We start from the raw sequence: 14,198 nt of genomic DNA, 5'->3' as shown, positions 1-14,198 counted from the left end.
CGGGCGTTATTAGGGCAACAACGGGTGTATTTGCTTTGGTGCTGATGATGCTATATATCGCTATGATGGAAATTCCATTACCGGATTTAAAGATAAAGAAGGGCAGAAATAACAACAAGGAATGACAATGCGAGGTTTAGCACACATAAACTTTAAAACAAGTCAACTACATCCAACGAAAAAGCCGATTAAACCTGTCGTTAATCAGCCTTTTCGTTGGATTCTGAAACATGCAGCAGGTCTGAACCAACCGAGCTGCATTTCCTTCCCCTTGATTTTACCCCTTATACCCCGGATCAAACTCCACAATCCATTCAATACCATATTTATCCCTGAACATACCGGCGTATGTACCCCACGGACTGTCGCCAATCGGCCCTTCGACCTCTCCTCCGGCTGATAGTCCGTTAAATATTTTGTCGGCTTCTTCACGACTTTCGGCGCTCGCATATATTTTAGACCTGTTTTCGTTTTCGCTTACCTTCCCCATAAATCCAGGAACATCGTTAGCTATCAACACATTGTGTTTACCGATAGGTAGTCCAATGTACATTATTTTGTTTTCTTCGCTTTCCGCCACCTGGAATTCAGGGCCAGCTAAGTCTTTGAAGCGAATGATCCTGGTGAACTCTCCGCCAAAAACTGATTTGTAAAAACTGAATGCTTCCTGAGCGTTGCCATTGAAGTTGATCCAGGGATTAATTGCTCTCATAATTTTTAGTTTTTAAATTGTTATGTTTTTTGTTTAACTCTTCGGTTATTAATATTCATTTCACCTTATGATTTTTGCGATAAGGTTGAAAACAGATCGTCCAGGTTTTTCAACATCAGCATCATTCCTTTGGTGAAACCATCGGTTAAGCGCTCCATTCGTTCGAGCGATTCATTATAAATGGAAATATTCACTGTGGTTATGCCTTCTTGTTCGCTGAAATTATAATCCCATTCGGAGCCCGGTAATTCGGGATTTTCATCTTTGTCGGCAAAAGAATTGTATAATTGAAAATTGGTTTTGGGCGTAATAGAGGTGTATTTCTGCAACAGCCAGCGTTCTTGCCCGTCGGGGCTTATCATGGCGTAAAATCTTCGTCCCCCAACTTCAAAATTCATGTATTTGGTTTTAGAGCGCATTGGTGCGGGTGCAGCCCACTGGTCAAGTATTTCCTGTTTGGTAAAAGCATCCCATACCAGGTCAAGCCCGGCATCAAACTCCCGGGTTATAAATACCTTTTGCGCTACTTTATCAACGGTAAAATCAAATAGCAAATCGTTGTTCATATTTTTTGTTGTTTAATTGTTGATAATACTTTGTCGAGCTGATTAAACTGTGTTTCCCAGCTTTGCCTGAATTGGGCCAACCAATTATCAAACTCCTGCATTTTCTTTGCATTAAAGTGATAATAAATTTCCCTGCCCGAGTGCTCAGGTTTAATCAGTTCACATTCATGCAGTACTTTAATATGTTTAGATACTGCCTGCCGGGTCATATCAAATTTTTCGGCCATTGCATTAGGCGTTAACGCCTTAATAGCAATTAAAGTTAAAATCGCCCTGCGTGTCGGATCGGCTATGGCCTGGAATAGATCTTGTTTCATTTTAAAACGCGCAACTTTTAAGTTGCGTAAATATATATGCAACTTTTGAGTTGCGCAAATTTATTTGCGATTATTTTTTAGATGGTTGACGAGATTGTAGAGAGCTTATGAGTTAGGACACGAGATTTTCATAATTCAGGCATGGAGTTAATATCAGCATAAATGTGTCGGCAATGAGATTGAAGGTACTTTTTCTGAAGTTATCTGCATTTCAAAATATCTTTTCAATATGTGTTAGCCTGCCATTTGAATTTAGACCTTCAATCACCAATTTAAATCTGTTGGCCAGGTCGTTATTATAGAATCGTATCACATACTCTTTCATTTTCTTGTTGAATATTATATTGGGATTCCAATATAAGGTTTTCCGATAATCCGGATTTGCCAGGTTTACCCCTGTTGCATACCGGGGCGAATAAAATTTTATTACCGGAGAGTAACCCCGAATTGTGGCATATTTGTTTCCCTGACTATCGAAATCATACCCCCTTCCTTTTTTTGTATACACAGCAATAACTCCTCCGGATGCACCGAAAATCCCTCCCATTGATGGATCATATACCTTAACGTAGTCAAACTCGGTCATCCCAATGCTACGGATATCATATGCTGAACTTTTTTGATTGTTAAGAAAGAAGGTAACAGAGTCCCTCCTCCATGTCGCGGTAGGATTGAGTGATATAGCATTTGAGATTTCTAAACCCGGAATTTTTCCTAAAAGGTATTGAAAAAGTGAAACAAAGGTTTCAGCTTTCTTATCGTTCCCAATATTAAAGTTTTTGGAGATACCTCCGCTGAAAACGCCTGATGTATAGATTTTATCAACTTTTTCATTTTCCGGAAGGGCTTTTGCCTGTATCCTGACTTCTTTCAAAGTTTTAACATTCCCGTTTAAAATATACTCAACAGGAATGCTAAATAATTTTTTATTGTAACCGGGCAGCTCGGGCAACTCCTCTTTTAAGCTATAATTTAATGTTTGAATACTGTCGATCAGCCCATTGCTGATAGGGATTTTATACAAACCTTCCTGTATCGTTTTATCCCTGGTTCTGAAATATAACTTCGCATCGCCATAAAATATCAGGCCATCTTTGAAAAAAGTCCCAGACTTACCAGTTTCAAGAGGTACCAAAACGGAGCTCGAATCAGCTGCCTGGATAATAACGCTAATGTCAGTATCTGAGGGGCCTTTAGATAATTTTAACCCCGCATTCTTCTTTCCGTCTATCGCTAAATAATTGTGATCAACAAACGAATTAACTGTTTGCTTCCAGGTTGTATCAGTCCATTCATATTTTCTCCAGCCGTGAGTCAGCATTACCAAATCCAGGGCTCCCGATACACTATCAATTTTGTTTGAAAAATAATAGTAAGGATTGACGATTTTACCTCTGAGTTCCCCGGTTAAAAGCAGGTTTGAAATGATATTATCGTCCCAGTTAGCGTGATTTGACCAATTATAATCAGATATAGAAACTGAAATATTCGACCTAAGCGTATCTTTCACCGATAGCAGAATTTGATTAAGCCCGCGCTTTCGCTTATCTACCGTTGTAAACTGTGTATCTACTTCAAAGAAGTAGTTTAAATTGTTCACGAAAGTTAAACGCCCGGCTATAGGAACGCCAGCCGCATTCAGCAATTTAATTTCCATTATACCCGTTGGCAAATCCTTCAATGGAACAACACCATTTATTGCTTCACTTTGCGAGAGGTTAATTTTTGCTTCGTAAATCTGGTATCCGTCAATCGTTGCAATGAGGGTGAGGTTTTTATCATTTTCATCCACAAGTTTTGTGCGGTATACGAAAAACTTTTTCCCATCCCTAACATCATTAACGTGTATGCCCACACCGTGGTGCTTTCTTTGCGGAAGTTCCATATGATGGTCTAATCCGTCAGCGGTTTTCCATTCCGCAATGTATTCTTTCCCGGCTTCCGGAATCATTGTCATGCTTCCCATCCCGTCATGTTGCGTTTTAAAGTCAGCAAGCACTTTACCATTACATTTCACAACACCCGTAACATTTACTGGCATATCACTATTATCAGTGAAACTAAAGGCAACAAGAGAAGGAAGCCCATCAATCCAATAGCCCCCTTCGGGCAAAAAGCGAGGTAATACAGTAGTGGAATCCTGGCTTGTTTTTGATACATTAATTTGAGATACCGTAATCCTTTTAATGTAACCCTTACCCTTGGTTTCTTTTAAAAAATTCAAAGTATATGCACGGCAATACACATCTTGCAAATCCTTAGTGTCTGGCAAAATAATACTACCCGAAGCGGTCGATTCGTAGATCGGCGCTGTAACCCGTCTTTCCAGATGACCGTCTGTAGTATAAATTTCAAAATAAAAGTTCCTGGATGCTTCTTTGATATTCCCTGCCCGAACCAAATAAGCTTTAAACCAGACAGTATCGCCGGGTACGTAATTATCACGATCAAGATGAACGTATATTTTACTGAATTTCTGCCGATCCTGGAAATCCTGCGTTTTCAAATCGCCATCTTGTGCAAAACTTGGGTGGCATAAAAAATTGATCATTATAATAAATCCGAGCCTGCCGCACAGCGCATGTTTTTGACTTTTTTAAATATTCCGTACTTGGATAAGGTCATCAGCTATAGGTTTTATTGTTTTTCTAATATATTGATTTACAACCATTACTAAATCTTCTATTTTATTACTACTTTTAAATCAACTGATTATCATTCCAATAACGATGAGAAGACTGCTACTCCTATTTTCCTGCCTTCTTGCAATTATTTGCGCCGCCTCATGTCGTAAAAGTGATAATGCTACCCTTTCAAAGCCGAGTCCCGATTCGCTGAAAAAACCGGTTATTATCACACCGCCCCCAGTAACATTGGTTGGCCGGTGGGATGTAAGCGCAGAAAAATTCGTAAAATATCGGGATGGTGCAGAAATATCGAATACCACCGGCGCAGCTGCTCCTTATAATTTAGCTTACGTAATTTTTAATAACGACAGCACTTATACGTGTTTAGCGATGGACTGGTACCCGGCACTTTCAACATATGGAGTGGTGAAGGACGAAGTTGCCGGGACTTATCGGCTTGCTGACAGCAGTTTATCCGTATCCTCCTACCTGGCTGGTTTAAATACGATATATTATGGTGGCCCTCCAAATTCGCCGCCTACCTTGACGCCCGTTTCGGATAAAATGGTGTTGAGACAGTTTACGGATTCCACCCTCACTGTGCATCACGAATATGTATTTAATGCCACCGATCCATCGGCCGGGCCTATTGGTAATTACAAGTATATCTGGGACCTGTATTACAGGAAACATGGTTATTAATCAGTTCCTGCAAGGTACAATCATACTGTTAAAACAGGTCGCATTCTTACTTTCGGTACATAACTAGGGCTTAAATAAAACAATACCGGCAACATCTGTGTCGCGATCCACCCCGCAACTTGTCGTTTTCACACAGTACACAAGCCTAAAATACCCACCATCTTTGTATTGTCAATCAAATCGAAACAATTAAACTAACATTCCATGAAAAGAGTATTTAAAGGATCTAATGTCATCCAACCGGTATTGATAATTGCTATGTTTCTTTTTACAATATTTCAATGTAAAGGGCAACAGCTTAAGCCTGCCGCCAGTGGCTATGCACCGGTTAATGGCATCAAAGTTTATTACGAAGTTTATGGCGAGGGTAAGCCTATCGTTTTGCTGCACGGTGCATTTTATACCATTGAGCTGAACTGGGCGCAGTTAATCCCTGAACTCTCAAAAACAAGAAAGGTAATTGCCCTTGAAATGCAGGGGCACGGACATACGCCATATTCGGACAGAAAATTAGACATTGCTACCCTGGCAAGTGATGTGGAAGGAGTAATGGATTTTTTAAAAATTGATAGTGCCGATGTTGCAGGATACAGCATGGGAGGCTCTATAGCTTACCAGTTCGCCGTAAAAAGCCCTAAAAGGGTGAAAAAATTGGTGATCATTTCATCCACCTACAAAACTAATGGCTGGCTACCTGTGGTAAATGGTGGTTTTAAAGGCTTTAAGCCTGAATTTTTTGATAATACCCCTTTAAAAACTGCATATGATGCAGTAGCACCCGACAAAACGAAATGGAGAAAGTTTATAGAACAAATGATTGTTTTTGCCGGGGTACCCTTTGACGTGGGTGATGCCAATATTGCAAAAATCGCCTCGCCGGTGTTGCTTATTTCTGGCGATAATGACGGGCTGGACAAAGTGGAGTTGGCAAAAACATACCAATTATTGGGCGGTGGTGTAGCTGCAGATTTAGCCCCCATGCCAAAATCGCATTTAGCCATTGTACCGGCGCAGAGCCATGTGGGCTTAATGCAGCAGACCAAAACTATCTTGGATCTTCTGAATGGCTTTTTACAATAACAAATCTTCAGTTTTGAAAATAAGGAGTTTGAAATTTTGAGCAAATTCCATTTTCAAACGGAGAATATAAATGACAGATTTATCTATAAACCAATTATACATAAATGAGAAAAATCAGAATTTTTGAACATATCTCGCTGGATGGTGTGATAGAACATGACGGAGACTATACCTATGGCGCATGGACAACACCCTATCGCAGTCCTGCCGGGGCGGCAACCCTCCTGGAGGCATACGGGCCAAACTTCGACCTGCTGCTTGCCCGCCACACTTACGATATATTTAGCGGATTTTGGCCTACTGCCGGAGATTTCCCAATGGCAAATGCTATAAATGCCGCAACAAAATACATAGTAACCCACAGGCCCGACAGCCTGGAATGGGGGCCGGTAAAGGGTTTGGGCGAGGACGTTATAGCGTCTATTCGCGATCTCAAATCAACCGATGGCCCCGACCTGATCGTTGTAGGAAGTTCAACGCTAACTTCTGTGTTGCTTGACCAGGGACTGGCTGACGAGGTTGTGCTCATCACCTACCCGGTATTGCTTGGCCGGGGTAAACGCTTATTGTCGGACACTATTGACGCCCGGGAACTTGCTTTTGTTAACTCGAAGAGTACGCCCACAGGTTTGCTCATCAACACGTACCGGCACGTCGGCACGTTGAAAAAATAACTTTTCGCCCCGGAGGGAAGAATTTCCCAAACACACTACAAAGCCACTTTACAAAAATAGAGCGGCTTTTTTAATTACGTCCGGGAACACAGCACCTACCCTTACAAACTGACATTTGATAAACCGTGCCAACTGCATTTAATTGTTAATTTTGCAACAGATAAAAATTTAAGAATGTCGATAACTACCGAAGACGAAAAAATTGGGATGCAGCAGGCAAGTGATGCTGTAGCCATTACGCTCAGGAGGATGCGGGAGTACGCAAAACCGGGTATCTCTACAAAAGAGCTTGACGAATACGGCGGCGAATTACTGGCACAACTGGGTGCAAGATCTGCACCTTTGTTAACCTACAATTTCCCGGGACATACTTGTATAAGCGTGAATGAGGAAGCAGCGCACGGTATACCTTCGGCCGATAAGATCCTTAAAGAAGGCGACCTGGTAAATATAGATGTATCGGCAGAGCTAAATGGTTACTGGGCCGATAACGGCGGGTCCTTCGTTTTAGGGCAGGATATCCACGGCTATGGCAAACTGGTGGAGGCCTCGAAAGAGATCTTAAAAAAGCGATCAAAAACATTAAAGGCGGTGTCCGGATTTCGGAGATCGGCAGGTTAATTGAAACTGAAGCCAAAAAAGCCGGCTACACGGTAATAAAAAACCTGACCGGACATGGTGTTGGCCGCAGTTTGCACGAAGAGCCGCATGAAGTTGCCAACTTCTGCGACAGGTATAACACTGCGCGCTTTAAAAAGAATTCGGTGGTGGCGATAGAGACATTCATTTCAACACGGTCGACAATTGCCGATACTCAAGCCGATGGCTGGACATTAATTGGCAATAAAGGTGGTTTTGTTGCACAGCACGAGCACACCATTATGGTAACCGGCGGTGAGCCGGTAATATTTACCGCACAGAACGGTATTTGGGATTAATTCTTTTTGGAACAGATCAGGCAATACCCTGAAGTATGTATTAGATAACTACTAAGCCGCTTTACCAAACCGAGCGGCTTTTTTGTGCGCATGCTATGACAAGCCGAGGGTATACAGTCATTTAAAAAACGCTGCAAAGCAGAACCGTGTATTTTAGATTTAATTTACCCGTTAACCTATTATCCATTAGTATTTTATTAATTTGGAGTAGTTATTAACCTCATTCATTTGCTTGAAGCCGTATACATTCCATATCACCCTTTATGACGCTGCGTTTTTTGGGATGCTGTTTATCGGCCTCACTTTTATCCTGCTTTTATGGTTCACCAGGAAAACAAACCAGTCGGCAAACCGGTTGTTGGCGACGATACTGGCTATTGCTGCTTTTTGGATATTTCGGATCCTCGGCACCGATATCGGGCTGTCAACCTATATTACCAACTGGGGCCGGCTGCCGCTGCAGTTTTCGCTGGCATTTGGCCCGCTCATTTTCTTTTATGTACTTAAAATAACCCGGCCGGAGTATAAATTCACCCGCAGGGACCTGCTGCATTTCAGCCCCTTGTTAGTCGAACTAAGCGCCTGGGCTTTAGAAGTACTGGAAAGTATAAAAACAGGCCGAGCAACTTATGATACGCTGATATTTCAACGAATAAACCCTGTATTACTACTATTAGCATTTATCTCGGTCATTATTTATCTATACCGGTGCCGCAAGCTGATCGAAAACTTTTACCAGGAGCTAAAATTTAACGGAGGCGACCGGTACCGGCATGAGTTGAAATGGATACATAACCTACTGACAGGCTTCGGGTTGTTATGGCTGTTGTGGATCCCTTTTATAGCTGCCGACTATTTTTATTATGATTACCAATTGGGCATACAGGCCTACTACCCTTTGTATTTCCTGCTAATGTCCATGCTTATCTGGATGGCGGCAAGAGCATTTTCAAGGCCGGAAATTACCGCACAGGCAGATAGCTTACCGGTTTTTAAACCATTACTACCAGCGGAGCTGAAGCGAAAAGGCGCTTGGTTAAAGCGGGTTGTTAAAGAAAATAATTACTACCAGGATCCTGAGTTGAGTTTAAGCTCCCTCGCCGAAAAGCTCGGTATGCATACCCATGAGTTATCACGGATCATCAATACTGTGCTCAAAAAAAGCTTCAATGATTTTATTAATGAATACCGGGTACAGGCTGCTGCGCGGAAAATGCAGGACCCCGCTAATGATCATATCACCCTTTTAGGGATAGCGTTTGAATCGGGATTTAACTCCCAAAGTACCTTTAGCCGCATTTTCAAGCAGGTGACCGGGAAAAGCCCGCAGGAATATAAAAACAACTTAAAAAAGAATACCCAACTTATAAGTTGAGAAGCGATACCCAATTTGCGCCGGTAGTTTTGAATCATGAAACCGCTCCTAAATGGTCTCATGATAAAACAAACCGCAACTTTATGTTTAAAAATTATTTCAAAATCGCCTGGCGTAATTTAACACGCAATAAAAGCTATGCCGCTATTAACATTACCGGCCTGGCCGTAGGTATTGCTGTTTGTATGGTGATCTTTATCATTATACAGTTTCAAACAAGCTTTGATAGTTTTCACCCAAAGAAAGACCGTGCCTATCGTGTGCTAACCGAATACCATCACGCAGAAACTGGCGATATTACCTATGGCAAAGATATCCCCTTTCCGTTGCCTTTAGGATTAAAAACGGCTTTCCCCCAAATAGAACAAGTTGCCCCAATTTTTGCAAGCCAGAATGACCAGTTAATTATACCTGACGAAAACGGCGTCACAGTAAAAATGTTTAAGGAACAAAGGGGCCTGTTTTACACCAATCCGTCGTTCTTTAAAATTTTCAACTTCCCGCTGCTTGCCGGCTCATACGCTTCATTAAAAGATCCTGACAACGTACTGCTTACCAAAGAGGTTGCTGAAAAGTATTTTGGCGACTGGAAATCGGCAATGGGTAAAACCATTAAATTGCAAATGGGCGGCTTTATGTTTGAGCATGGCACAGACGTATTAAAAGTGTCGGGGATCCTGGCGACCATTCCCCCAAATTCCGACTTTCAGCTCAAACTTGTTGTTAGCTTTGGCACTGGGTTTACAGGAGACTATTTAGCAAAATCTACAGATTGGAACAGAACGGTAACTGATTTTGGCTGCTATATTTTGTTACCTCAGAGCCTTTCTGCCGACAATTTTAATCAACAGCTGAGAGCTTATTCACAAAAAGTACAATCTTCTGATAACAAGGACAGCCATATTATACAATCATTAAATGTTGTTCATTATGATTCACAAACAGGCAACTACAGCAATCAAACAGCCAGCCATCAGTTGCTCAATGTATTGTGGTTAATTGCCGCGTTCATCCTGCTCATTGCCTGTGTAAACTTTATCAACCTCTCTACCGCGCAGGCTGTTAACCGGGCAAAAGAGGTTGGTGTCAGGAAGGTTTTGGGGAGCAATAAATCGCAATTGCAACTCCAGTTCATTGTCGAAACATTTTTGATCGTAGCAAGCGCTGTATTACTTGCAGTTGCTATTACCATGCTTGCATTACCTTATATAAGCCGGCTTTTAGAGTTGTCGCTTTCATTCAACATATTCAGCAATCCTTCAATTATTTTATTCCTCCTGGCTGTAGCAGTTGTTGTAACTGCATTAGCGGGTTTTTATCCTTCTATTGTTTTATCGCGTTTCAATCCTGTTAATGCTTTAAAAAGTAAACTTACAACAGATCCCGCAAAGGGAATTTCATTAAGAAGGGGCCTGGTGGTGTTTCAATTCATCATTGCGCAGGCACTGATCATCGGAACGCTCGTTATTGTAAAGCAAATGAACTATTTTATGGATCAGCCTTTAGGCTTCGATAAAGAAACAATTGTTAATATTCCGTTCCGGGTAGATAGTCTTCGAATGAGCAGGCTGAGTTATTTGAGGGACCAGTTATTATCCATAAATGGCGTACAAGCGGTATGCTACAGTTCGAACACCCCGATTGAAAACGGTAATGATACGTGGAGCGCAGTCAGGTTTGACCACGCAACAAAAGAAACAGGTTTCAAGGCGATTACCAAATTTGCCGACGAAGGCTACGTACCCACCTACAAACTAAAGTTGATAGCAGGAAGAAACCTTCAGCCCTCTCCTTTAACCCGGGAGTTTTTGGTAAACGAATCGTTTGTAAAAAGCTTAGGGATTAAAAACCCCGGGGATATATTGAACAAGGAAATCAGCATATGGGATGGTGTAATAAAATGCCCGGTTGTTGGCGTATTAAAAGATTTTAATGACAGGTCTTTCCGACACGGCCTTGCACCATTACTTATCGCCACAAACATCACCATGTATAATCAGGCCGGCATAAAGCTTAAAACCACGAATGTTTTTTCGACTATGCAATCTGTTAAACAAGTGTTCGAAAAAACATTTCCCAATTTTGTTTATGAATACCGGTTTTTGGATGATAAAATTGCAAGTTTTTACAAACAGGAAAATCAGTTAGCCCAGTTGTATAAAATTTTTGCAGCTATCGCGATACTTCTAAGCTGCCTGGGTTTGTATGGCTTAGCCTCGTTCATGGCTGTACAACGGATAAAAGAAGTCGGCATCCGCAAAGTACTTGGCGCTACGTCAGGCAGCATCGTTTATTTGTTTTCGAAAGAGTTTATTATACTCATTGCTATCGCCTTTGCCATCGCTACCCCCATTGCATGGTATTACATGCACCAGTGGCTGCAAGCTTATGTTTACCGCATCAATATCAGTTGGTGGCTATTTGCGGCGGGTGGAATGGCAGCAATTGTTATTGCACTTGCAACCATAAGTTTCCAGGCAATAAAAGCCGCGAAAGCTAATCCGGTGAAGAGTTTGAGGAGTGAATGATTAAGTGGTTCAGTTTGGCAGGCAAACAAAGATATTAAATGGATTTGGTTCAATATAATATGTTGAATTATTTACTTTTAACAAATTAAATTCTTTAAATTGATCGCATAAAGAATCTAATTAAACCCTATGCGGAACGCAGCCGCTAAACCTTAACATCAACCTCACATATCAATACAGCCATGATCAAAAACTATTTTAAAGCAGCGCTTCGCAATTTCCGGGCGCACCGTTTTTTTACTTTCGTAAATATAGTGGGATTGGCTATTGGTGTCAGTGCGGCCCTGGCTATTTATGTTATCGTAAGTTTTGATCTCAGTTTCGATAGGTTTCACAACGATAGTGACAGGATTTACAGGGTCGTAACGGACTTTTCATACATGGATAAGGTAGTAGCCAAATTGGGCATGGTAAATGGCCCGCTTCCCGCAATAGTAAAAACAGAAGCACCTGGTATAAAAACTGCCACCCGCTTTTTAGAAATGAAAAACACTGATGTACAGGTCCCCGATGAAACATCAAGTCCGGTTAAATTCAGAGGTGAAAGTAGTATTGTACTGGCTGATGATGAATATTTTAATCTGTTTAATTACAAATGGCTGGCAGGTTCGCCAGCTACAGCACTTCGAGAGCCATACCAGGTGGTACTTACCTCTGATCAGGCCAGGAAATATTTCCCCAATGCCCCTTACAACCAATTATTGGGCAAAACGGTTATATATGACAGCATCAAAACAACCGTTTCGGGCATAGTTCAAACTCCCGCTCAAAATACCGATTTTTATTTTAAGGATTTTATATCCTATCCAACCTGTTTGCATAATGCTAATCTGAAAAACATGACCCGTTTAACCGAGTGGCCGGGTGTGGTGTGGCAATTATTCATTAAGATTGATAAACATGCGAATGCCGCTGACATAGAAGAGCGGATCAACGGGTTGCTGAAAAAATACAATAAGGAACTAAGGCCTGGAGACGGCCAGACTGAACATTTACAATCATTCCGCGACCTGCATTTCGACCCGGTATATGCCAATTTTGAAAAAGGGAGGCGGGCAAACAAGACTACGCTATATAGTTTACTCATTGCTGCCGGATTTCTGTTATTGCTCGGATCCATCAATTTTATTAATCTTTCAACAGCGCAGGCTGCACAGCGGGCCAAAGAAATTGGGATCCGTAAAACTATGGGTAGCAGCAGATGGCAGCTAATTGTACAGTTTTTGAGCGAAACTTTGGTTATCACACTTGTTGCCATCTGCATAGCCATGGTACTGACACCGGTGATACTGAAATTCTTTGCAGATTTTATCCCACCGGGCGTATCTGTTAATTATTTTGATAGTAACCTGTTGCTGTTTTTATTCACACTCCTGATAACAGTAACCCTACTGGCCGGGTTGTACCCCGCAATTATCCTTTCCGGGTACCGGCCGGTATCTGTATTGCATAACCTGCCGAACAAAGATACAGGCAACAGCGGCGGAACGTTGCTTAGAAAATCGCTATCAGTTACGCAGTTTATAATCGCCCAATTTTTCATCATGACAACGCTGTTGGTTAATAAACAGGTTTTTTATGCGCTGCATAAAGATATGGGCTTCAGTAAAGATGGGATCATCAACATAAGTACTCCTCTCAATACGATAAATACTAACAAACAACAGTTATTTAAAGACAAAATAAGTCAGATCCCCCAGATCGACGTAATGAGTATCGGAAGCGAGCCGCCTGCTGATGAAAAGATCGGAGTATGGGAAGTAACTTATAACGACGGAAAAAAGAAGTTAAAGCAACGCTTCAACAACGAAACGGCGACGAGAACTACCTTAAAGTTTACCGCATAAAATTATTAGCCGGCCGTAACCTGCAACCGGCAGATTCACTGACCGCCGTACTGGTAAATGAAAAATATACTCATATGATAGGTTTTCAGAACCCCGCGGATGCTGTTGGGGCATCTTTTGATTATGAGGGCAATAAGAGGATGATAGTTGGCGTAGTTGCTGATTTTTATCAGAAATCACTCCGGGCCCCAATCATGCCCATGTCTATACAAACCCCGCATTACCGGTTTAATGATCGGTTTTTCCATATCTTGCTAAAGCCTCAAACTACCGGAAATAACGATTGGAGCAATGCCATCGGCAGAATGAGAAAAGCCTGGACGGAGGTTTATCCAGATATTGAATTTGATTATCATTTTTTTGATGAAGAGGTAGCCCGTTTTTATGATGGCGAACAGCGCACATCGAAATTACTTGGCTGGGCAACCGGACTGTCTATATTAATCAGTTGTTTGGGCTTACTCGGCCTAACCATTTTTAATACCAACAGGCGCACACGGGAAATTGGTATCAGAAAAGTACTTGGCGCGTCGGTAACACAAATAGTAAAGTTATTGTCGTCAGAGATAGCCAGATTAATTATTTTATCTTTTATATTGGTTATGCCATTTGCCTGGTTCGCAATGAATAAATGGTTACAAAGCTATGCGGACCGTACGCCAATAAGCTGGTGGATATTTGTTCTTAGTGGAATTGGAATGTTGTTTGCCGCATTTTTAACATCAGCTTTTCAAACAATAAGGACGGCCTCCTCAAATCCGGTAAAAAGTTTAAGAAACGATTAAAATGCCTTTTGTAAAAACATTCTTTATTATTCTTTCAAAAAACCAGT

At 41.5% G+C, this 14,198-nt stretch carries 11 protein-coding genes and 1 pseudogene; 8 read left to right on the top strand and 4 right to left on the bottom strand.

Annotation, left to right across the window (positions count from 1 at the left end; genetic code table 11):
- Positions 1-277: 277 nt before the first annotated feature.
- From ACRQ5D_RS09340 to ACRQ5D_RS09325, 4 genes are all read right to left on the bottom strand, one after another.
- A complete protein-coding gene (locus tag ACRQ5D_RS09340) occupies positions 278-712 on the bottom strand; it encodes a VOC family protein (protein WP_091173365.1) in 435 nt (144 codons plus the stop codon).
- 65 nt (positions 713-777) lie between these two features.
- On the bottom strand, positions 778-1,278 hold the full coding sequence (locus tag ACRQ5D_RS09335; protein ID WP_091173362.1) for an SRPBCC family protein: 501 nt from the start codon (positions 1,276-1,278) through the stop codon (positions 778-780).
- Positions 1,275-1,595 (bottom strand): ArsR/SmtB family transcription factor, encoded by a 321-nt coding sequence (locus ACRQ5D_RS09330; RefSeq protein ID WP_091173358.1) that lies wholly within the window; start codon positions 1,593-1,595, stop codon positions 1,275-1,277. The genes ACRQ5D_RS09335 and ACRQ5D_RS09330 overlap by 4 nt, the downstream gene beginning before the upstream one ends.
- Positions 1,596-1,806: 211 nt before the next feature.
- Positions 1,807-4,146: a hypothetical protein gene (locus tag ACRQ5D_RS09325; RefSeq protein WP_143020852.1), complete on the bottom strand. Its 2,340-nt coding sequence runs from the start codon at positions 4,144-4,146 to the stop codon at positions 1,807-1,809.
- A 178-nt stretch (positions 4,147-4,324) separates the two neighbouring features.
- Between ACRQ5D_RS09325 and ACRQ5D_RS09320 the strand changes: the two genes are divergently transcribed.
- From ACRQ5D_RS09320 to ACRQ5D_RS09285, 8 genes and pseudogenes are all read left to right on the top strand, one after another.
- Complete coding sequence (locus tag ACRQ5D_RS09320; RefSeq protein WP_091173352.1) at positions 4,325-4,924, top strand: hypothetical protein; 600 nt, start codon at positions 4,325-4,327, stop codon at positions 4,922-4,924.
- Positions 4,925-5,128: 204 nt separating this feature from the next.
- Positions 5,129-6,004 (top strand): alpha/beta fold hydrolase, encoded by an 876-nt coding sequence (locus ACRQ5D_RS09315; protein WP_208102392.1) that lies wholly within the window; start codon positions 5,129-5,131, stop codon positions 6,002-6,004.
- A 104-nt stretch (positions 6,005-6,108) separates the two neighbouring features.
- Positions 6,109-6,678, top strand: a complete 570-nt coding sequence (locus ACRQ5D_RS09310; protein WP_091173348.1) for a dihydrofolate reductase family protein — start codon at positions 6,109-6,111, stop codon at positions 6,676-6,678.
- 174 nt (positions 6,679-6,852) lie between these two features.
- Positions 6,853-7,616, top strand: a pseudogene (gene map / locus ACRQ5D_RS09305) (type I methionyl aminopeptidase).
- Positions 7,617-7,848: 232 nt separating this feature from the next.
- Positions 7,849-8,991: a helix-turn-helix domain-containing protein gene (locus ACRQ5D_RS09300; RefSeq protein ID WP_431199454.1), complete on the top strand. Its 1,143-nt coding sequence runs from the start codon at positions 7,849-7,851 to the stop codon at positions 8,989-8,991.
- Positions 8,988-11,519, top strand: coding sequence for an FtsX-like permease family protein (locus tag ACRQ5D_RS09295; protein ID WP_432328721.1), 2,532 nt, complete (start codon positions 8,988-8,990; stop codon positions 11,517-11,519). Before ACRQ5D_RS09300 ends, ACRQ5D_RS09295 begins: the two co-directional genes overlap by 4 nt.
- Positions 11,520-11,701: 182 nt before the next feature.
- Positions 11,702-13,366: an ABC transporter permease gene (locus ACRQ5D_RS09290; protein WP_431199452.1), complete on the top strand. Its 1,665-nt coding sequence runs from the start codon at positions 11,702-11,704 to the stop codon at positions 13,364-13,366.
- A 74-nt stretch (positions 13,367-13,440) separates the two neighbouring features.
- Entirely contained in the window at positions 13,441-14,151 is a 711-nt protein-coding gene (locus ACRQ5D_RS09285) for an FtsX-like permease family protein (RefSeq protein WP_431199451.1), read from the top strand.
- The last annotated feature ends 47 nt before the right edge of the window (positions 14,152-14,198 follow it).

The organism is Mucilaginibacter sp. P25, from assembly GCF_050859465.1.
GTDB classification, from domain to species: domain Bacteria; phylum Bacteroidota; class Bacteroidia; order Sphingobacteriales; family Sphingobacteriaceae; genus Mucilaginibacter; species Mucilaginibacter gossypii.
Note: the sequence above shows the minus strand (reverse complement) of the source record. Positions and strands in the feature narration are given on the sequence as shown.